Origin of the sequence: Devosia rhizoryzae (genome assembly GCF_016698665.1) — a bacterium.
GTDB lineage: Bacteria > Pseudomonadota > Alphaproteobacteria > Rhizobiales > Devosiaceae > Devosia > Devosia rhizoryzae.
On the sequence record NZ_CP068046.1, the window covers coordinates 2,367,187 to 2,388,040 of the forward strand.

At 62.2% G+C, this 20,854-nt stretch carries 20 protein-coding genes; 3 read left to right on the forward strand and 17 right to left on the reverse strand.

Features of this window, described 5'->3' with window-relative positions; translation table 11 throughout:
* Positions 1–11: 11 nt before the first annotated feature.
* The gene (locus tag JI748_RS11630) at positions 12–1,022 is read right to left on the reverse strand and encodes a TRAP transporter substrate-binding protein (RefSeq protein WP_201630772.1); all 1,011 of its coding nucleotides are present in this window, start codon (positions 1,020–1,022) and stop codon (positions 12–14) included.
* 103 nt (positions 1,023–1,125) lie between these two features.
* Here JI748_RS11630 and JI748_RS11635 point away from each other — a divergent pair, with 103 nt between their 5' ends.
* Entirely contained in the window at positions 1,126–2,100 is a 975-nt protein-coding gene (locus tag JI748_RS11635) for a C-terminal binding protein (RefSeq protein ID WP_201630774.1), read from the forward strand.
* Positions 2,097–2,435 carry an L-rhamnose mutarotase gene (locus JI748_RS11640; protein ID WP_201630776.1) on the forward strand — a complete coding sequence of 113 codons (339 nt, stop codon included), beginning with the start codon at positions 2,097–2,099 and terminating at the stop codon, positions 2,433–2,435. Before JI748_RS11635 ends, JI748_RS11640 begins: the two co-directional genes overlap by 4 nt.
* Positions 2,436–2,747: 312 nt before the next feature.
* Here the strand turns inward: JI748_RS11640 and JI748_RS11645 are convergent, their stop codons facing one another.
* From JI748_RS11645 to JI748_RS11690, 10 genes are all read right to left on the reverse strand, one after another.
* On the reverse strand, positions 2,748–3,791 hold the full coding sequence (locus JI748_RS11645) for an NAD/NADP octopine/nopaline dehydrogenase family protein (RefSeq protein WP_201630778.1): 1,044 nt from the start codon (positions 3,789–3,791) through the stop codon (positions 2,748–2,750).
* 11 nt (positions 3,792–3,802) lie between these two features.
* Entirely contained in the window at positions 3,803–4,918 is a 1,116-nt protein-coding gene (locus JI748_RS11650) for an NAD(P)/FAD-dependent oxidoreductase (protein WP_201630780.1), read from the reverse strand.
* A gap of 13 nt (positions 4,919–4,931) precedes the next feature.
* Positions 4,932–6,317, reverse strand: a complete 1,386-nt coding sequence (locus JI748_RS11655) for a M20/M25/M40 family metallo-hydrolase (protein WP_201630794.1) — start codon at positions 6,315–6,317, stop codon at positions 4,932–4,934.
* Between the two features lie 18 nt (positions 6,318–6,335).
* The gene (locus JI748_RS11660) at positions 6,336–7,205 is read right to left on the reverse strand and encodes an ABC transporter permease (protein ID WP_201630796.1); all 870 of its coding nucleotides are present in this window, start codon (positions 7,203–7,205) and stop codon (positions 6,336–6,338) included.
* The gene (locus JI748_RS11665) at positions 7,202–8,149 is read right to left on the reverse strand and encodes an ABC transporter permease (RefSeq protein ID WP_201630798.1); all 948 of its coding nucleotides are present in this window, start codon (positions 8,147–8,149) and stop codon (positions 7,202–7,204) included. Before JI748_RS11665 ends, JI748_RS11660 begins: the two co-directional genes overlap by 4 nt.
* Positions 8,150–8,210: 61 nt before the next feature.
* Positions 8,211–9,707, reverse strand: coding sequence for an ABC transporter substrate-binding protein (locus tag JI748_RS11670; RefSeq protein WP_201630800.1), 1,497 nt, complete (start codon positions 9,705–9,707; stop codon positions 8,211–8,213).
* 78 nt (positions 9,708–9,785) lie between these two features.
* Complete coding sequence (locus JI748_RS11675; protein WP_201630809.1) at positions 9,786–10,874, reverse strand: ABC transporter ATP-binding protein; 1,089 nt, start codon at positions 10,872–10,874, stop codon at positions 9,786–9,788.
* A complete protein-coding gene (locus JI748_RS11680; protein WP_201630811.1) occupies positions 10,871–11,863 on the reverse strand; it encodes an ABC transporter ATP-binding protein in 993 nt (330 codons plus the stop codon). Before JI748_RS11680 ends, JI748_RS11675 begins: the two co-directional genes overlap by 4 nt.
* Entirely contained in the window at positions 11,860–13,002 is a 1,143-nt protein-coding gene (locus tag JI748_RS11685) for an NAD(P)/FAD-dependent oxidoreductase (protein WP_325166873.1), read from the reverse strand. The genes JI748_RS11680 and JI748_RS11685 overlap by 4 nt, the downstream gene beginning before the upstream one ends.
* Positions 13,003–13,134: 132 nt before the next feature.
* The gene (locus JI748_RS11690; protein WP_201630815.1) at positions 13,135–13,869 is read right to left on the reverse strand and encodes a GntR family transcriptional regulator; all 735 of its coding nucleotides are present in this window, start codon (positions 13,867–13,869) and stop codon (positions 13,135–13,137) included.
* A gap of 123 nt (positions 13,870–13,992) precedes the next feature.
* Here JI748_RS11690 and JI748_RS11695 point away from each other — a divergent pair, with 123 nt between their 5' ends.
* Positions 13,993–15,150, forward strand: a complete 1,158-nt coding sequence (locus tag JI748_RS11695) for a pyridoxal-phosphate-dependent aminotransferase family protein (RefSeq protein ID WP_201637273.1) — start codon at positions 13,993–13,995, stop codon at positions 15,148–15,150.
* 658 nt (positions 15,151–15,808) lie between these two features.
* On the opposite strand, the gene JI748_RS11700 is transcribed toward JI748_RS11695, so the two are convergent.
* The 6 genes from JI748_RS11700 to JI748_RS11725 form a co-directional block, all read right to left on the reverse strand.
* Positions 15,809–16,339 carry a gamma carbonic anhydrase family protein gene (locus tag JI748_RS11700; protein WP_201637275.1) on the reverse strand — a complete coding sequence of 177 codons (531 nt, stop codon included), beginning with the start codon at positions 16,337–16,339 and terminating at the stop codon, positions 15,809–15,811.
* 51 nt (positions 16,340–16,390) lie between these two features.
* Positions 16,391–17,593, reverse strand: coding sequence for a 3-oxoadipyl-CoA thiolase (gene pcaF / locus JI748_RS11705; RefSeq protein WP_201630817.1), 1,203 nt, complete (start codon positions 17,591–17,593; stop codon positions 16,391–16,393).
* Position 17,594: 1 nt separating this feature from the next.
* A complete protein-coding gene (locus JI748_RS11710; RefSeq protein ID WP_201630819.1) occupies positions 17,595–18,266 on the reverse strand; it encodes a 3-oxoacid CoA-transferase subunit B in 672 nt (223 codons plus the stop codon).
* Positions 18,263–18,985: a 3-oxoacid CoA-transferase subunit A gene (locus JI748_RS11715; protein ID WP_201630821.1), complete on the reverse strand. Its 723-nt coding sequence runs from the start codon at positions 18,983–18,985 to the stop codon at positions 18,263–18,265. The genes JI748_RS11710 and JI748_RS11715 overlap by 4 nt, the downstream gene beginning before the upstream one ends.
* Before the next feature lie 155 nt (positions 18,986–19,140).
* Entirely contained in the window at positions 19,141–20,118 is a 978-nt protein-coding gene (locus tag JI748_RS11720; RefSeq protein WP_201630823.1) for a Bug family tripartite tricarboxylate transporter substrate binding protein, read from the reverse strand.
* Between the two features lie 98 nt (positions 20,119–20,216).
* Positions 20,217–20,849: a nuclear transport factor 2 family protein gene (locus tag JI748_RS11725; RefSeq protein WP_201630825.1), complete on the reverse strand. Its 633-nt coding sequence runs from the start codon at positions 20,847–20,849 to the stop codon at positions 20,217–20,219.
* Positions 20,850–20,854: the final 5 nt, after the last annotated feature.

Sequence of the window (20,854 nt, forward strand, 5' to 3'; positions counted from 1 at the left end):
GACCGCTCCGTTTACTTAACGTCGCGAATGCGCTCGTAGAGCGCGGCGTCACCACCCCAGCTTTCGGCAAGGGTCGGAATGGCCTTGGCTGCAGCGTCCTTCCACAGCTCGATATCGGTCGGCTCGACTAGCGTCATCCCAAGGCCCGTAAGCTGGGTCTTGACGTCGGACTCGCCGCTGGTGAACGCGTCGGTGACGAAGGTGGAGCCTTGGCGGATACCGGCAACCAGCGCTGCCTGATCCTCCGCCGAAAGCTGGGACCAGGCGGTGTCTGAAATCAGGATCGGCCCGGGCGCAGCAAACGACCACGCGATCAGGTTGACGAACTTCGAGACCTCGAACAGCTTCTGGCTGAGGATGGTGTCGAGCGGCACGTCGGCGCCATCGACGATGCCGGATTCAAGCGCCTGGTACATTTCGGCGAAGGCGATCGGGGTCGGCACGGCGCCAAAGCCTTGGAAGACCTGGGGGTAGGGCGGCAGATCGGCCACGCGGATCTTTTCCCCCTGAATGGCGGCCAGGATGTCATAAGGCTTGCTGCGCGAGATGACGTGGCGAGTGCCGCGATGGAACCAGCCAACGATGCGGACGCCAGCCGTGTCCAGAATGCGCTTGTTCCAGTCCTCGCCGATCTCGCCATAGACCACGGCTTCCCAGTGGGCATTGTCGCGGAACAGGTAAGGCGCATCGAGAATCGCCAGTTCTTTGAGGTGGACACTCGCGCCACCTGGCGAAGCAAGCAGCATGTCGATGCCGCCGGTGCGGATGGCGACATTCATGTCGCGCTCGGTGCCGAGCTGGGACGACGGGAAAATTTCCAGCTTCACCCGATCGCCGGTCGCCTCCGCGATGGATTTGGCCGCCAACTCGAAGCCGAGATGGAACTGGTGCGTGGGCGCCAGCACATGGCCGACGCGGAGTGTCGTCGCCTGGGCAAAAGCACGCGTGGACATCATCAGGCTCGAGGTCGCGAGCGCGGATGCGCCCAGAACCATGGCCTGTCGGCGGGTCAGTCTCGTCATCGATTTCCTCCGGGCTAGTTCATCGACAAGTCGTTGATTATTGATATTTGATCAAATCATGAGAAACGGGCGCTGACAAGCCCCTTAATGCCGGGAGGGTCGCATGACGAGACGCGTCGTGGTGACAGACTACAACTTTGCCGATCTCCAGTTCGAACGGGCAGCCGCCGCCGCGGAAGGCGCAGATTTTGTGGTTGCACAGTGCCGGGACGCCGGAGCCGTAGGTACCCAGCTTGCCGGAGCCGATGTCGCGGTCGTGCAGTTCGCTCCTGTCGATGCGGAGGCAGTTGCCGGGATGGCGCCGGGCGGTAGGCTGATCCGCTATGGCGTCGGCTACAACAATATCGACGTGGCTGCGGCGCGTGCATCGGGCCGCGAGGTTGCCTATGTCCCCGACTACTGCACCGATGAAGTTGCCGATCACACCGCGACACTGGCGCTGATGCTGCTCCGCCGCATCGGCCAACTCGATGAGAGTTTGCGGGCCGGCCGCTGGAACGTGCTTGAAACCGCCCCTAGCATTCGCGCACCACGCGACCTGCTGATTGGCCTTCTGGGCCTCGGTCGGATCGGGCGGGCAACCCTGGCCCGGCTGGCGCCATTCGGCTTTAGCTTTGCCGTGTGTGACCCGATGCTGTCGCCATCAGACGCTGAGGCGCTGGGTGTGACACTACTGGATCGCGCCGAACTGATCGGCAGTGCCGACCTCATCAGCCTGCACCTGCCGCTTACGGCTGAAACGAGACACGTGCTCGACGCCACCGCGCTGGCGGGGATGAAGCCGGGCAGCATGGTGGTCAACACGGCACGCGGTGGCCTGATTGATGAAGCCGCCCTGGCTGCCGCGCTCGCATCGGGTCATCTGGGCGGCGCTGCCCTCGACGTATTCGAGACTGAACCCCTGCCCGATAATTCGCCACTGCGCCAGGCGCCGGGGATTATCCTGACACCACATGCCGCCTGGTATTCTGCGACGGCCCTGAGCCGTCTCCAGTCTCTGGTCGCCGACGAAATCAGCCGAGCGCTCACCGGCCAGGCGGCGCGTCGCCCAGTCCCTCATTCAACGGAGCCATCATGACGAAGATCAACTCGGCCGCCACTGGCGCCTTCGTGCTCAAGGTCAAGCCCGGCATGGCCGATGAATATCGGCGGCGCCATGATTCGCTCTGGCCGGAAATGCGCCAGGCGCTGCTCGACCAGGGGATTATCTACTATGAAATATACTTCCACGGGGATTCGGGACTGTTGTTTGCCCATACGATCCGCTCGGGCCCCTATGACGCCAAAGAGTCCGAAGCGCCGGCCATAACGCGCTGGCGAGCACATATGCGGGATATCATGGAACTGGAAGACGACGGCCCGGCATATCGGCGCGTCCTCGAGCGCATATTCCTGCTCGATGCCCAAGAATAGAGGTCCTGTGCGCCAAATTTACAAGGCAGCAACTCCTTCGAATAGGGCTGACATGCCTTCGCCTCCCGCAGAGCGGCAGCCTTTCTGTGACAGCATCAAAACTAGGATGGTATTGTAGCTTGAGGCCACAGTGCGCCCCATTCCAGCCGTCTGGTCCACCTTACGACTTCCCCAAAAGCAGACGTTAAAGAAGTCGAAGTTCCCTCAACGGCAAGCCGGTATTTCGCGCCTGCAGGGAAAGCTCTCACGAGCTCCCGCCGCGCACTGACGGTTCCGTCTCCAGTTCGCGGCTCAAGCATTCTTCCTGATTGCTCAAACCTGCTCCGCGAGACCTTCCAGCAGCCTCGACAGATCGACAGGCAGATCGTTCTCGCTGTCGAAATCTCTGCCATAGAGAGCCGAAAGAAGTGCAAGGCCTGCCCGGTGCAGCGCCATGTCCACGCCCGCGGCATCGCCCAGCCGGATCAGCGATGCGAGACCGAAGGGAGCGTCTTCGAGGACATAGCGGCTCTGTTCGGTCGTCGGCCCCAATTGCCCGGCCCCCTCGGTGCGGATTTCCGCAGCCATGGCTTCGAGGGACGCAATCGTAAAGCCATAGGTGCGGTGGTAATGATCGGCCATGGAGCGCACCGAAACACCCAGTTTCCGCGCCAGGGCAAGGCGTTCGCCATCGAGGGATTCAAGGAAGCGCGCCACGCCCGAGGTGAGGTTTTCGCTCTGGCCCCAGGTTTCGCCGCGCTCCATTCGGGTGAAGTTGGTGAGGGCCAAGGCAAGGTGCGCCTGCGGGTTGATATTGGAGAGCGAGATCGCCAGCATGTCGGGGCGAACGTCGAACTTGTCACCAAAGGCCGTTCGGCAGACGGCGACCGCTGCATCTGCCTTGCTGGGCAGGGAAGCAATATCGACCGACTTGCGGATCGTGTTGATGCGAACGCCTGACGCCCCGACCTGCCGCGATCGCAGCAGTGTGGTACCCCAGGCAAGAATGGCATTGTCCTTGCCGGCCGCGTACAGGCGATTCTGAAGCGCGAAGGCGCCAAGGACAGGCTGGGCGCTGATGACTATGATCTGACCCGGAGACGCGTGCTGGGCGATCTGTTCGTAGACCATGCGATGGCCATTGGCCGGCATGGCCACCATGATGAGCTCGGCGCCCTCCATGGCCGCTTCAGCGCTGTCAGCAATGGCTAGCTTGAACGCGCCGGCGATCTGGCCTTCGACGGCCAGTGACCCATCGCGGAACGCCGCAGCGCTCTTGCCCGACGGCGACCAGATGACCGGCTCATGGCCGCGGGTAAGAAGATAGGCCGCGCTCGCGCGTGCGACGGCGCCGGCACCCAGAATGGCAATCCGCATCGATCTTTCCTCTAGAAGAAGCGCGAGAGCCGGAACTCGGCAAATTCCGGCACACTGCGGCCATGGACCAGTTCTGCCGTGACCCCCTCGCCGATGAAGGCGGCCAGGGTCACGCCGCTATGGGTGACGGTGACATAGTAATTCGAGAGCGCCGGATGCGGGCCGATGGCGGAATAACCATCCTTCGGAATGGGACGAATGGCCGTGCGCACCGCCTCAACATGGACGCGTTCGAGCGTGGGCATCAGCTTTTTGACGCGCTGGAGCAATTGCTGCGCCGCAGGATGCGAAGGCACGGGATCCGAGTCAGCGGGCACGGTCTTATCGATATCATTGGCGCGCAGCAGGATGCGCCCTGCCCCGTCTGGGCGGCAATTGACGAGAGGCGTGCGCAGACCGTGCCGCAGGCTGGTGTCGCAACTGACCGTATAGGCGATGAGCCCCACGGTCGGCGCCAGCGGCAGTTCATAATCGTCATTGCCGACTGCCTCGTTGGCCCAGCGACCGGAACTGTTGACGACGACATCGGCTTCAATGGTTTCGCCGCTTGCAAGCTGCACGCCCACGGCAGCGCCATTGCGGGTGAGAAGCTCGGTTACCTTACCTTGAACAAGTTTAAGGCCGAACCGGCGGCGGGCGGCAAGCACCATGGCGCCAGCATAGACCGGGCCATCGAGCCAGCCATCCTCGGGGTAATAGAGTGCGCCCTCTTCGCTGAAGGTGTCGAGATCGACATCGGGTTCGAGTTCGCCCAGGGTCTGGCGGTCGATACGCTCGGCCGGGTATCCCCATTCGGTCAGGCGTTCGAACTTGTCGAAGTCGCCCTCGTCGAAGCCGGCGGCCTCGGCCCCGGCGTCCTGCCACTGCACGACGCCCGGCCGATGCAGCCAATTGGCGCCCTCGAATTCCTCGGCGAGGCGCCGGTGGCTTCTGACGCCGGCCCAGTTGAGCTCGAAATAGGCGCGCGAGGTCAGCTTTTCGCAGGCATTGACCCAGGCATAGCTGGTGGACGACGTCCCGCCGCCGACGCGGCCGGCTTCGACGAGGGTAACATCCGCGCCCGCTTCCGACATGCGATAGGCGATCGATGCGCCAATGACACCGCCTCCGATAACGATGGCTTTCATCACTTCGATCCTTCTACTTGCTCTCGTCACAGACACGGCCCAATTCAGTCAGCATCAGCGGCCAGCAGACCACACCTTCCTTGATACTGTTGATGGCGTAGGATTCATTGGGCGCATGCACGCCATCGGCCGGCAGGCTGAAGCCGAACATCAGCGTATCGATGCCCAGCAATTCGCGAATGGTGGAGGTGATGGGCGAGGTGCCGCCGCTGCGCACGCGCACCGGCGTCTGGCCGGTGATATCACGCAGGATACGATCGGCAGCGACCACCAGCGGGCTCTCTTCGCTCAGGCTATAGGCCGGGGCGCCGCCACGATCGGACTGGATGGAGATGCTGGTGCCCTTGGGTGCGTTCGCCTCGAGATGGCGGATGACCGCCGCGGCCGTTTCCTTGGGGTCCTGCCCGGCCACGAGGCGGATGGTGATCTTGGCATGGGCTTCGTTGGGAATGACGGTTTTCGATCCCGGCCCGGTATAGCCGCCCCACATGCCGTTGATTTCGAGCGTCGGCATCAGCGTCAGGCGCTCGATGGCGGAATATTCGGGATAGCCATGGGCAATCCCGCCAAAGCTCGCAAAGAAGGTCGGCTCGTCCATATTGAGTTCGGCAGCATGCTGACGCTGCTGCGGCGTCGGCCTGGCAGCCTCGGGCAGGAAACCAGCAACGCTGACCCGGCCCTCTTCGTCATGCAGCGTCGTCAGGAGCCTCGCCATGTCATGGAGGGCATTGCGCGTCGTGCCGCCATAGCGGCCGGAGTGGAGGTCGCGAACGGAAGAGGTTCTCAGCGTCACTTCCAGCGCGTTGACGCCGCGGCAGCCGACATTGATCGCCGGCCAGAAGCCGTTGCGCCCACCATCGGCCGACAGCACCAGGTCAGCTTTCAGCAGATCGGCGTAACGCTCGAAGATCGCCGGCAGCGAGACGGCGCCCACCTCTTCCTCACCTTCGAAGAGGCAACGGATATTGAACGGAAAACCACCTTCGATGGCGAGATAGGCGGCAAGGCTTTCGATGGCTATTGTCGATGAGCCTTTATTGTCGGAAGCGCCACGGCCATAGAGGCGGTCGCCCTTGCGCGTCAGCACGAAGGGTTCGGTGTCCCAGGCTTTCAGCGGATCGGGTGGCTGAACATCGTAGTGGCCATAGACCAATAGGGTCGGCTTGCCCGGCGCATGCAGCCAGTCGGCATAGACGGCCTTGTGTCCGCCGCCATCGAGCAGTTGCACGTTGTCGAGGCCGATTTCGGTGAACCGCCGGATCAGAAAGTCACGCGCTGCCTGCATGCCTGGCTCGAATTTCGGATCGGCGCTGACGCTTGCGCAGGCAACATACTGCCCGAGCCGGTCGATGATGGCGTCCAACTGCCCGCCGAGATGGTCGGCTACACGCTGTGACATAGGAAACTCCTCAATAAATCAGTTGTCGCGCGGATCGAGTGCGTCGCGCAGGCCGTCGCCAAGCAGATTGAAGCCCATCACGACCAGGAAAATGGCGCCGCCCGGAAAAATCGACAGCCAGGGCGCCTGCGTCATGAAATTCTTGGCGGTGTTCAGCATCGAGCCCCAGGAGGGGTTTGGCGGCTGCTGGCCAAGGCCAAGGAAGGACAGACTCGCCTCGGCAATGATGGCCGTCGCAATGGTGATAGTGGCCTGGACCACGACCGGCGAAAGCACATTGGGCAGGATATAGCGCAGGATGATCAGCACATGCGGCAGGCCGATCGCCCGCGCGCCCTCGACATAGTCCTCTGTCTTGATCGCCAGCACCTGTCCGCGCGTCAGGCGCACGAAGATCGGCGTTGCCGCAACACCAATGGCCAACGTCGCATTCATCAGGCTCGGCCCCAGGGTCGCAGCGAGGGCAATGGCCAGGATCAGCGAGGGAATAGCCAGTAGCGCCTCGATAAAGCGGGAAATGGTGCCGTCGATCAGGTGACCGAAATAGCCGGCGACCAGTCCGAGCGGCACGCCAATGAGGAGTGCAATGGCGACCGAAACGACACCGGCCATGAGCGAGGCGCGCGCGCCATAGAGCAGCCGGCTGAAGATATCTCGGCCGATTTCATCGGTGCCGAGCCAGAACTCTGCCGATGGCGGCTTTCGAACATTGGTGAACGAGGAAGCGAAAGGATCGTGCGTGGCAATCAGTGGAGCGAACACCGCCAGCACCACGAAGAACAGCACGATGGCGCCACCGAACAGGGCGCCGCGATTGCGGGCCAGTTTTCTGAGGCCGCGGAAGCGGCGGCGGGGAGCGACGATCTCGGTCTGCGAGGCAAGGGTCATTGCGGATGCCTCAAGCGCGGATTGATGACGATGTAGAGTACGTCGGCGAGGATGTTCATGGCGATGAAGCCGATGGCGGTGAACAGCACGACGCCCTGCACCACCGCATAGTCACGGGTGAAGACGGCATCGACGATCAGCTTCCCGAAACCGGGAATGACGAAAATCTGTTCGGTCAGCACGGCACCGGCCAGAAGGTCGCCGAACAGCAATGTGGCCAGCGTGACGATCGGCATAAGCGCATTGCGCAAGGCGTGGCGAATGATGACCGCATTGCTGAGCAGCCCCTTGGCGCGCGCAGTGCGGATGTAGTCGGAACTCAGGACGCTGAGCATGGCGCTCCGCGTATGGCGCATCAGATAGGCGGCCACCGCCGTGGACAGCACGAAGGCAGGCATTAGCATTGACTTGATGGAGAGCCAGAAATCCTGAGTGATCGGCACATAGCCCGAGGCTGGCAGGATCTTCCAGCTGACCGCAAAGACCATGATGAGGATGATGCCGAGCCAGAAATTGGGCACCGACATGCCCGACAGGGCAACCGCATTGGCGGTGTAGTCGATGGCGCTGTTCTTGTGCACGGCGGCCAGGATACCGGCCGGAATGCCGATGAGCAGGGCCATGATCATGGCCATGGTCGCCAGCTGCACCGTGATGGGCAGCTTTTGCAGGATCATCTCGGTGACGGGAATGCCGGTGCGCAGGGAACTTCCGAAATCACCCTGGAGAACATTGCCCACCCAGGCGAGATATTGCATCGGCAAAGGATCATTGAGTCGATATTTTTCGCGCAGAAACTCCACGACCTGCGGATCGGATTCCTCTGCCATCATCGTCTGGATGGGATCGCCGGGCAGCATGCGCTGCAGACCGAAGATGATCATCGACAGGATGATCAGAGTCGGCAGGGCGACGATGATGCGTCGGAGGATAAGTTTGAGCACTTCGTCGGGGCCTTTGCAAAGCGGCAGGCGGCGGAGAGATCCGTCGCCTGCCAGAGTTCACTTACTGCTTGGGCTTGAGGCCGGCGAGGCGCAGCACGCCATCGGCATAGGCCACGAAGCCGTCGAGTTTGGCGCTATAGGCCCAGGTGCGCGGGGTGTAGTAGAAATACAGCGCCGGCAGGTCCTCGGCTGCAATCTGCTGGGCCTGGTCGTAGAGGGCCTTGCGCTCTTCGACATCGTTGATCACGCGCGCCTTGTTAAGCAGGTCGGTGAGTTCGTCATTGCAGTAATTGCCAACATTGCCGGCGCTGCCGCAGGCGAGATAGCGATGGAAATTGCCATCAGGATCGATGCGGCCCGAGGCGCCGAACTGGCTCACTTCAAAATTGCCGGCTTCGCGTTCGTCGACATAGGCGGCGAACTCGGTCGGGCGCAGCGTGATGTTGAAGCCCGCCTCGCTGGCCATAGCCTGCACCAGCTCGAACAGCGACTGCATGGCGCTGTTGTTGGCATAGAGTATTTCGAACGACACTGTTTCGTGCCCCGCTTCGGCCATCAGGGCCTTGGCGCGTTCGATGTCGCGCTCACCGCCATCGAATTCGGGATTGTAGGCCCAGGACGCGGTCGAGAACGGCTGGTAGGCGGGCGGATAGGTGCCCATCCCCAGTACGTCGTTGAGCACATCACGATCGATGGTCAGGTTGAGCGCCTCGCGCAGGCGCTTGTCCTGGTTGATGGGCGACTGCGAGCGTTCGCCGTTGCCGAGGTTGAAGTTGACACCATAGAAGCCGAGGCCGGTGACGATGTCGAAGACCAGGTTGCTGTCACCCTGGATGGTCGCCATGTCATTCGGAGCCGGACGCTCGATGATGTCGAGATCGCCAGACTGCAGGTTGGCGAGGCGCACCGTGGTGTCCGGGATCGGACGATAGATCACCTGATCGAAGTGGTAGTTGTCGGCGTCCCAGTGGTCGGCAAACTTTTCCATAACGATGCGGTCGTTCTGGATACGCTCGACAAACTTGTAGGGGCCGGCGCAGACGAGGCCGCCTTCACCGGCGGTTTCGAAGCTCGCCGGGGACACCATCATGCCGGCGCGATCGGTAAGATTGGCCAGGAAGGCCGCGTCGGGTGCCTTGAGGGTGATGGCGACCTGGGTGTCGCTAAGCACTTCTATGGACTCGATCGAGGCGAGTTCGGCCTTGCGATTGCTTTCCGGCAAATTGAGTGCGCGCTCGAGATTGGCCTTGACCGCTTCGCCATTCACCGGCGTGCCGTCGTGGAACAGCGCGTCGGGACGAAGGTTCATGGTCAGGACCGTGTCGCCCTCGGACCAGGCCCAGTCGGCCACGAGGCGCGGCACGATGTTGAGCGAGGTGTCGATGTCGAACAGCGCATCGCACAGCGGGCCGAACACCATGCGGCCGACAAAAGTATTGCCGCGATGGGGATCGAGAATATCGGGATCGTCCTGCAGGGCAACGTTGAGGTCAGCCGCCGAAACAGCGGTCGCCCCCATCAAGCCTGCGAGCATGGCGCTCAGTACCAGTTTCTTCATCGTCGTTCTCTCCAGTTTCTCTGTTTCTCCGGCCGGCTCTGCGGCCTCCCCTTCGAAGTCATCTGGGCGAACCGGCCCCTACCGGTCCACCTGTCTTCTTTCCTCTTGCCTCGTGCGATATAGCCCGAGACGCATTTCCAGCGCCGAACGTCGCGCCGTCGCGGCAGGCACGCTGACGCCGGCCGATTGGATTTCGCGCCAGAAATGGCATGCGACGAAACGGCCGTCGCCCACGGGCTCGAGCGCGAGATGATCCTGGCTGCAACGAGGCCTCGCATGCGGGCAACGGGTGTGGAACCGGCAGCCGGAAGGCGGGGCCGTCGGGCTCGGCAGGTCGCCCTGGAGCAACTGCCGCTGGCCGCGTGCCGTCGGATCAGACACCGGGATCGCCTGCAGCAGTGCCGAGGTATAGGGGTGAAGCGGCGCCTCATAGATGTCGTCGGCCGCGGCCAGCTCGACCACTTGGCCCAGATACATGACCGCGACACGATCGCTCATGTGCCGGATGACGGCGAGATCATGGGCGACGATGACCAGTGTCAGGCCGAAATCCCGCTTCAGCTCGCCCAGGAGATTGACCACCTGCGCCTGGATCGACACATCGAGCGCCGAGACCGGCTCGTCGCCGATCACCAGCTTGGGGTCGACCGCCAGGGCCCGCGCGATACCGATACGCTGGCGTTGACCGCCAGAAAATTCATGCACATAGCGATCGCTCCAATCGGCCCGCAGTCCAACCGTGCGCATCAACTGGTCGACCCTGTCATCGACGTCCTTGCCGGAGGCTAGGCGATGAAGGCGGATGGGTTCGCCCAGGATCTGCCGCACCGTCATCCGCGGGTTGAGGGAGGCGAACGGATCCTGGAAGATGATCTGCAGTTCCCTGCGCAGCCGGCGCATGTCTCGCTGCCTCAACGCGGTGATCTCCTGCCCCTCATAGACCACGCTGCCCGAGGTCGGCTCGATCAGCCGCAGCAGCAGGCGACCCAGGGTCGACTTGCCGCAACCCGATTCGCCGACAATGGCCAGGGTCTCGCCACGCCGCACCGACAGCGACACCGCCGTGACGGCATGGACCAGGCTCGACTGGCGCATGAAATTGGCGGGATGGCCGAAACGCTTGGTGACCTCGCGGGCTTCGAGGATGATATCCTGGCGCGCGCTCATGCTGCCCTCACGTGATTTTCGAGGGGCGCATACCAGCAGGCCACGCGATGCCCGTCCTTGGGTTCGTAATTCGGCGGCGCCCGTTCAAAACAGCGCTGGTCGGCAAAGGGACAGCGGGTCGCGAAGCGACAGCCCGGCGGCATGCGCTCAAGCAGCGGCACCGAACCTTCGATGGTCGCGAGGGTGCCGCTGCGCCGCCCAATGGACGGCACCGAGCCGAAAAGCCCGAGCGTGTAGGGATGCTGGGGATCGGAAAAAATATCGTCGACCGAACCAACCTCGACGATGCGGCCGGCATACATGACCGCGACATGGTCGGCCACTTCCGCCACGACGCTGAGATCGTGGGTGATGAGGATCATGGCCGTGCCGGTCTCTGCCTGCAGCCGGCTGACCAGCGCCAGGATCTGAGCCTGAATAGTCACGTCGAGAGCCGTGGTCGGCTCGTCGGCAATCAGCAGCTTGGGCGAATTGGCGAGAGCCATGGCGATCATGGCGCGCTGCCGCATGCCGCCGGAGAGCTGGTGCGGATAGGCATGGAAGCGCTTTTCCGGCGCGGGAATACGCACCAGGCTTAGCATTTCGAGCGCGCGCGCCTCGGCCGCTTCCTTCGACACGGCTTTGTGGCGGCGGACACCCTCGACGATCTGGTGACCAATGGTCATCGAGGGATTGAGTGAGGTCATCGGCTCCTGAAAGATCATCGCTATGTCATTGCCGCGCAGGTCGGCGCGACGGCGCTCCGGCAGCGCGAAAAGATCCTCTCCGGCGAACCTGGCCTTGCCGCCGGTGATCCGCGCCGCCCCTTTGGCTAAAAGACCCATCAGCGCCAGCGAGGTGACACTCTTGCCGCAGCCGGATTCACCCACGAGACACAGGGTCTTGCCCGGCTCGACGGAGAAGGAGATGTCATCGATGAGATTGGTGCTGCTGGCTCCAAAGCTGAGCGAAAAATGCTCGACGCTGAGGAGCGGTTCTGGCTTGGTCATGCAGCCGCCTTGAAGAAACGGTCGGGACGATAGGGCGCATATTCCGGCGCCGGGCGGCCTTCGAGGATCTCGTCCCGGAGTGCGATACCGATGAGGGCGCTGGTATTGATGCCGCCATGGGTGACGGCAACCCAGTAGTTGTCTAGCCCGGGAAGCGTGCCGACGCAGGGCAGCCCGCCCTGTGGAATGGGTCGCGTTGCAATCCGCGCGGCTTCGGCATGGATACCGACAAGCGCGGGAACCAGCTCGCCCAGCCGGCGAGCGAGTTCGATCGCCGCAGGATGATCCGGCCTTGCCACATCATCGGCGGCAAGGGTCTCGTCGAGGTCGTTGGCGCGCAGGAGCAGTCGCCCACCGCCATCGGCGCGGACATTGAGATAAGGCGTGCGCAATACCTTGCGAATGGCAGTGCCCACAGAAGACGTATAGGCAATGAGGCCCAGGGTAGGCGTCAGCGGAATGGTGAGATCCGGGCTGCCGACAACCTCATTGGCCCAGCGGCCGGCGCAATTGATTACAACGTCGGCAGAGAGCGTTTCCCCGCTCGCGGTTTCGACGCCCGTCGCGCGACCATTGTCGGTGATCAACCGGCGCACCGCGGTCTGCGTACGCAGTTCCATACCGAAACGCACGATGGCAGCCTCGATCAGCGCGCCAATCATCACCGGCGCCTCGACGTATCCGTCTTCGGGGTAGTGAATAGCCTCTTCACCGATACCGAGCGCTGCAGGGCACAGGCGCGGCTCGAGCCGCGCAAGATCGCCGGCACCGATGCGTTCGGCCGGATAACCGAGCGCCGCGAGCCTGTCGAGCTTCTGGAAAAGCGGACTTTCGGCAAGCGCCATGCCTTCGTAGCCGGCGCCCAGCCACTGAATGACACCGGGACGATGATACCAGTTGCCTGCAGCACCGAACTCGGCAACGAGATCGAGATGCGCCGCCACGGCTGCCAGGCTTAGGCGGTAATAGCTGTCGGAATTGATCTTCTCGCAGGCACTAACCCAGGCAAAGCTGGTCATGGACGTGCCCTCGGCGATGCGACCGGCCTCAATCAGGGTGACGCTCGTTCCGGCTTCGGCAAGGCGAAAAGCCACAGCCGCACCGATCACCCCTCCCCCTATTACGATCGCCTTCATCATCCTCACCCGAATGCATTAATTAACACAGAATGCCTGATTATGAATTCAACTCAAGGGGAAATCAGGAAACTGAATGCAATTTCTGACGCATGACTGGGCAATTGGCCGCTATAGTCCATTTTTCAGGCAGGTCTATCTCTGATCGCCGGCGTCGGACGGATGGTCATCAAGGTAGCGCAGGGCCGCCGCGCGCTTGTTCTGAAGATGACGGAATAGAATATCGCTCAATTCGAGGCCGGCACGACGCTGCAGCGCATCCAGAATTTGCTCATGCTCGCGCATGGCCTCGCCCCACCGATCCTTGTGGTTTTCGCGATTGGCATTGTAGCGCACGCGCTGCAGGCGACTGGCAAAATTTGAGTAAGTTGTTGTCAGAACGGAATTTCTGGCAGCAGCCACAATCGCCAAGTGGATTTTCTGGTTGAGCGCGAAATAGGTTGGCAGGTCGCGGCGCATATAGCTGGCATACATGTCGTAGTGTAGCTGCTCGACGCCTGCGACCTCGACGTCGGTAATATGCTCGCAGGCAAGGCGCCCCGCCAAGGCCTCAAGACCGCCCATCACCTCGAACAGCTCGCGGATGTCATTTTTCGTGAAGGCCCGTACACGCGCACCGCGATTGGGAAGCAGCTCAACAAGCCCTTCTGAAGCAAGGACTTTCAAAGCCTCGCGCAGGGGCGTGCGTGAGACACCCATCGTTGCGCACAGCAGGCGCTCTGGAATTCGCGCCCCGTCTGGAAGACTGCCCTCGATCAGGTAACGGCGCAGCCCTGCAAGAATCTCATCGTGCAGAGATCCACTTGCGCCCAACACTGGCGCAAGAAGCAACACTCCACCACCCTCTTCTACCTCATCCGCAATGGCCATTCAATCCTCGTGATTTGCCCTATCTAGTCATAGCAGTGGACATATCGAATTCAAAATTCTTGTTGTGCGAGAAAAATGAATGCAAAATGGCAGCAAGATCGAAACCAGACCGCAAGGCGTATGATGACTCAGATGTTCGGCCAGCACTTTCTGCAAATCCCAGGCCCCAGCGCCGTTCCTGATCGGGTTCTGCGCGCGATCAGCATGCCGGTCATTGATCACCGCGGCCCGGAATTTGCCGAGCTGGCAAAGACCGTCCTCGGCGGCATCAAGCGCATTTTTCGCACCGTGCACCCAGTGCTGATCTTTCCGGGCTCAGGCACCGGCGCCTGGGAATCGGCTGTCGTCAACCTGCTTGCCCCGGGCGACAGAGTATTGATGGTCGAGACCGGCCATTTCGCGACCCAGTGGCGCAAGCTAACGGAAAAGTGGGGGATCGAAATCGACTTTATCCCCGGCAACTGGCGCGACTGGGCCGATCCGCAGGTCATAAGCGAGCGCCTTGCAGCCGACACCGAGCACAAGATCAAGGCCGTGATGGTCGTCCACAACGAAACCTCGACCGGCGTCGTCAGCCCGATCAAGGCCATTCGCGACGCCATTGACGCCTTGGGGCACCCTGCCCTGCTGCTGGTCGACGCGATTTCCTCGCTCGGCTCGCTCCGCTACGAGCACGACGCCTGGGGCGCCGACGTGACCGTGACCTGCTCCCAGAAGGGCCTGATGCTGCCGCCGGGCCTCGCTTTCGTCGCGCTGTCGCCGCGGGCCATCGAAGCCGCGCGCACCGGAGGCTCCCGGCGCTCCTATTGGGACTGGTCGGAAATGATGGCCCTCAACCAGACCGGATTTTTTCCCTATACGCCTGCGACCAACCTCCTTTATGGCCTCAAGGAAGCCATTGCTCTGCTCGAAGAAGAAGGTCTCGACAATGTATTCGCGAGGCACGATCGCCTGGCGGCGGCAGCCCGCGCCGCGGTCGAGGGCTGGGGGCTGGAAGTCCTCTGCGAGAACGCAGAGGCGCATTCGTCGGTTCTGACCGCTGTGGTTATGCCAGAAGGACACGACTCCGACACCTTCCGCCACCACGTCCTTGAGAAATACAACCTGTCGCTTGGCCAGGGCCTCACCCGTCTCAAGGGCAAGATCTTCCGCATCGGCCATCTCGGCCAGTGCAATGAACTGACCCTCATGGGGACACTGTCGGGGATCGAAATGGGCCTGAGAGACCTGCAGGTCCCCTTCTCCGCCAGAGGCGTCCAGGCGGCGATGCAGTGCCTGTAAGGGAACCCAGTAGCACTAGGCGTGCCGAACTCAAAGGGCTGTTGTCCTCATCTACCGCAGTAGTCGGCGAGGCCCAACTGTGGCCATTGATCGCTCAAAGCATTGAAGGCCATTGTAGGTCCATGCGGGAGCGAGAGCGGTATCCTGAAAATCGTGATTGGACGCAAACCGAATAGGCTAAAATCTACGGCAAGCAAACATGATCTAAAACGTCTGGGGATCTAGTGAGATCGCACGAGCGCTATTAGGATCACCATCGCTGGCTGCCATAAATGGGTTCGACAGCGGTTTGGCAGCGACGCGCCCCATTCCGGCCATTAAACTAGCCCTCCCAAAAGCCTAAAAGCAGACATGGGCATCGCGTAGACGTCCACCGGCACTACACCGAACGTCGCCGGCCGGCGGTCTATCTATTCGCGTCGCACGGAAAATCCTTTGCTGCCATTGGCCGTCATGGCCAGCAGGGGCGCGACCAAGCACACCAGACCACAGATGAGCAGAACCGCCTGGATGCCGATCCATTCGACAGCGGAGTAAGGCCGGCGTGATCGCGGTTTATGACAGTTCCGGATACATCGTTGACGAAGACGGCATAGACCTGGCGCTTTTGAATGTGACCAGGCCATACCCTCCGCCACACAGCTAAAGCCCCTAACAATCATACAAGGAGCACTTCAGCGAAGTGCTTTGAGTAGCGTTGAGCCTTGCGGATGTAGGTTTCTGCCGAGCGCGACAAGCCGGCAATCGCGTCATTATCGAGCATTCGGATGACCCGGGCCGGGGAGCCAACGACCAAAGATCCGTCGGGGATTTTTTTGCCCTCGGTGACAAGGGCGCCAGCCCCGATCAGGCAATTCCGGCCAACTCGTGCGCCATTGAGGATTATGGCGCCCATGCCAACCAAGGTATTTTCGCCAATTGTACAGCCGTGCAAGATAGCGCCGTGGCCTATGGTACAGCCTTGTCCTATGTCCAACGGGAAGCCGATGTCAGTATGGAGGACGACGTTTTCCTGAACGTTGCTTCGTGCGGCAATGGTGATCTGCTCGTTGTCACCGCGCGCGACAACGCCAAACCAAACACTGCACTGAGCACGCACGATGACATCACCGATTAGCGTTGCCGTGGGCGCGATCCAGGCAATGGCGGGGTCGATAGCGGGCGCGGCGTTTTCTAAAGAATAAAGCATCGACACAGTCGGATTTTCAGGAGACAGTAAGAAGGGAAGGTGACCGCTAGCTCAGACCCGCTCAAGGCCGATCGCGATACCCTGGCCGACGCCGATGCACATCGTGGCCAAGGCCCGGCGTTTGCCAGTCAGGGCCAGTTCAAGCGCAGCCGAACCGGTGATGCGGGTGCCACTCGTGCCGAGGGGATGGCCCAGCGCAATGGCGCCGCCATTGGGGTTCACGGGCCCATCGTCCTCGGCAATGCCAAGATCGCGCAACACGGCAATGCCCTGGCTGGCAAAAGCCTCGTTCAGTTCGATAACATCGAAATCGGCGGCACCCAGGCCAAGCCGCGCGAACAGCTTCTTGGCGGCCGGGGCCGGCCCCATGCCCATGATGCGCGGGGGCACACCTGCTGTCGCGCCGCCCAGAATGCGCGCGATGGGCTCGAGGCCATGCTTTTTCGCGGCGGCCTCGGAAGCGATAATCAGCGCCGCCGCGCCATCATTGACGCCAGAGGCATTGCCGGCAGTCACAGTACCATTGGGGAAAAGCGGGCGGAGCTTTGCGAGGGCTTCGGCGGTCGTACCGGCGCGCGGATGCTCGTCGGTATCGACGACAACAGGATCGCCCTTCTTCTGCGGGATGGTGACCGGGACGAGTTCCTTGCCGAGACGGCCATTTTTCTGGGCGGCGACGGCCTTGTCTTGGCTGCGCACGGCAAAGGCGTCCTGCGCATCGCGGCTGACGCCGAATTCCTGGGCAACGTTCTCGCCGGTCTCGGGCATGGAATCGACGCCATATTGCGCCTTCATGGCCGGGTTGACGAAGCGCCAGCCTATGGTCGTGTCATAAATCTCGGCATTGCGCGAAAAAGCCGTGTCGGCCTTGGGCAGTACGAAGGGGGCGCGGCTCATGCTTTCGGTGCCGCCGGCTATGACCAGTTCCGCCTCGCCCGACTTGATGGCGCGTGCGGCAGCGATGACCGCATCCATGCCTGAGCCGCAGAGGCGGTTGATCGTCGTGCCGGTGACGCCGACCGGCAGGCCGGCCAGCAACAGGCTCATGCGCGCCACGTTGCGGTTGTCCTCGCCAGCCTGGTTGGCATTGCCGAAGATGACGTCATCGACGGCGTCCCAATCGACGCCGGCCTGTTCTGCCATCAGCGCCTTGAGCGGAATGGCGCCCAGATCGTCGGGTCGCACCGATGACAGCGATCCGCCGAAGCGACCGATGGGGGTGCGCCTATAGGCGCAGATGAAGGCCTCGGTCATCTCAAAGCTCCGGGGCGACGAGGTCGCCGATGGTCTCGGGCAGTACCATTTCGGCGCCGGTCACCGCCTGCAACTCATCCACACTCATCGAAGGCAGCTTTTCGCGTAGCACGAAGCGGCCGCCTTCGATGTCGAGTACGGCAAGGCTGGTATAAACGCGCGTCACGCAGCCGACGCCGGTCAGCGGCAATGCGCCTTTCTTCACCAGCTTGGGCTTGCCGCCCTTGGTCACGTGGTCGGTGATGACGGCGACGCGCTTGGCGCCATGGACCAGGTCCATGGCTCCGCCCACCGCCGGCACGCCCTTGGGGCCGGTCGACCAATTGGCGAGGTCGCCGTTTTCCGCCACTTCATAGGTCCCGAGGATCGCCACATCGAGATGGCCGCCGCGCACCATGCCGAAACTGTCGGCGTGGTGGAAGAAGGCCGCGCCGGGCTTCAAGGTGATCGCCTTCTTGCCGGCATTGATGAGGTCCCAGTCCTCCTCGCCTTCGGCCGGCGCCTCGCCAAAGTTTAGCACGCCATTCTCAGTGTGGGAAATGGCCTGTTTTCCGGGCGGCTGAAACTTGGCGACCATCTCTGGAAAGCCGATGCCAAGATTGACATAGGCGCCATCCTCGATGTCCTGCGCGGCGCGCCAGGCAATCTGGGCGTTGGAAAGCTTGCTGATCATGCGTATGCCACTCCGTCGCGCATCAGGGCTTCCTCCTGTTTCGGATCGGAAACCTCGACCACGCGATTGACGAAAATACCTGCTGTGACGACCTGCTCGGGGTCGATCTCGCCGGGCTGAACGATGCGCGTCGCCTGAACGATGGTGACCTTGGCGGCGGCGGCCATTAGGGGCGAGAAATTGCGCGCCGCCTTGCGATAGGTGAGATTGCCCAGGGTGTCGGCCAGTTCGGCCTTGATCAGCGCCGCATCGGCTTTCAGCCAGCGCTCCTGCACATAATGCTTGCCGTCGAACTCAGCCACCGGCTTACCCTTGGCAACATCGGTGCCATAGCTGGCAGGCGTGTAAAAGGCCGGAATGCCGGCGCCAGCGGCCCGGATACGCTCAGCCAAAGTGCCCTGCGGAACCAGTTCGAGCGCGATTTCGCCGGCCAGGTATTTTTCGGTGAAGGCGCGCGGATCGGCCGAGCGCGGGAACGAGCAGATCATTTTGGCGACCATGCCCGCGTCGATCATCGCGGCAATGCCGATGCGGCCATTGCCGGCATTGTTGTTGACCACGGTGAGGTTCTTCGGGCTGCCGGTCGCCTTGAACCGGTCGATCAGCGCATGGATCAGCTCGATCGGCGCGCCAGAGCCGCCAAAGCCGCCCACCATCAGCACCATGCCATTCTCGATGCGTGCCAATGCCGTGGCCAGGTCCGGAACCGTCTTGTCCATGGTATTCCTTCGATTTTTGCCCGTCCGGCCAAGCGACCTGTTGCGACGGGGAAGCCCCTACGCCAGATTTCTCTGATCAAACGCAATGCCTGTTCATCAGAGAGATACCGCCCCATCGAAGGGGCGTTATCGACCAACTGGCAGAGCGAAACGGGTCAGGTGGGCAGGACGAGGCCGGCCTCGACCAACGGCCGTATGGCCTCGATCTCGTAGTGCACGGTCTCGGCCATGGCTTCGGGCGAATTCAGCACTGCGACAACGCCAAGCGACGTCAGCAAGGCCTGCGATTCAGGCAGCAGTGCCCAGGCGCGCAGGGTGTCGTTGATTTTGGCGACGATGTCGGCAGGCATGCCCTTGGGGCCGACAATGCCGAACCACAGGGTCTGATTGTAGCCGGGAAGCCCCTGCTCGGCGACCGTCGGCACGTCAGGCAACTCCGGGATGCGGGATGCCGACGTCACCGCCAGGGCGACGATGTTGCCATCCTTGATGTGCTGGATGTAATTGGCAGGCGCGTCGGCCGAGAAGTCGATATGGCCGCCCAAAATGTCGGCTGCCAGCGGCGGCGAGCCCTTGTACGGGACGTGATTGAACTCGATCCCCATCTGCTGTCCGATGAGGGCTGCACAGATATGTCCCTTGGTGCCGGCTCCCGGATTGCCGATATTGACCATACCCGGGTTGGCCTTGGCATAGTCGAACAGTTCAGTCAGCGTCTTGGCCGGCGCGTTCTTGCTGGCGGTGATCAGCGCGCCGCTTTCGGCAAACACGGTGATCGGCTCGAAATCGGCTTGCGGATCGTAGGCCAGGTTGGACTGCACCACCTTGTTGGCCGCCAGCGGCGCGCTGCCGCTGACCAGGATCGTGTAGCCATCCGGCGCCGAACGGGCGAGTTGACCACCGGCCAAGGCCCCAGCGGCGCCCGCCACGTTTTCGAGCACGAACTGCTGCCCGAATTCCTTGGTGAGAATGTCAGCGACAAGTCGCGCCAGGATGTCGCTGGTGCCGCCCGGCGGGTAGGCCGAGATGACGGTTACGGGCTTGGTGGGCCAGGCATCCTGACCAAACGACATTCCAGTGGACGCCAGCAATCCTGCTGTGCTCCCAAGAACGATGAATTCGCGTCTTTTCATGTTTTCCTCCTGCCACCCGTTCCCTGCCGGGTCTTGGCTGTAGTGACATCTAGCGCACTGGTGCCTACCTCGATATTCAACACCGATGGCATTTCACCTCACGAAACGCCACCCTCGCCGCCGAGCCAGCGCTCCTCCCTGGCATGGAACTGGGCGAGTTCGTCAGGACGATCGTCACCGAGCAGATCCTGGTTGACCATCACGCCGCGGCTGCGCTGGATATAGGTCAGGAACTTATAGGACGGGCGCATCGTATCGAGCAGCGCAGGGTCGACCGGCAGCGCGTCGGATGCGAGTGTCGGCATCATGATGTCGCGTTCGAAGAACACGTGGAAGCTCGCGAGTTTCCAGTCGCCGGCCACCCGCACGGCGCGTGAGAAGAACCGGCAGTATACCTGGAAGTCGATCTCAATGCCTTCGAGCCTGGCCCGGTTGAAAATCATGGCCGGGCTCTCGACTGTTGCCCGATCCCCGCGGATCTGTGCAAAGGCGGGAAAAACCCAGTGCTTGGAATTGCCGGTATTGCTCATCCATTTCCGGGTGGCCGCCACATAGGCATCGCCGCCGGTGCCGTCGTACCAGCTGGTGCGGACGTAGGCTTCAGGGTGAAAGCACGCTGCCATGACGTCGAACCGCCGCTGGTCGCGCGCGAAGCGTTCGCGGCGCACCAGGTCGAAGAGTTCGGTGCGATCGAATTGGTCCTGCAGCCGTGCGTCGCTACTGGTTTGCATAGCTC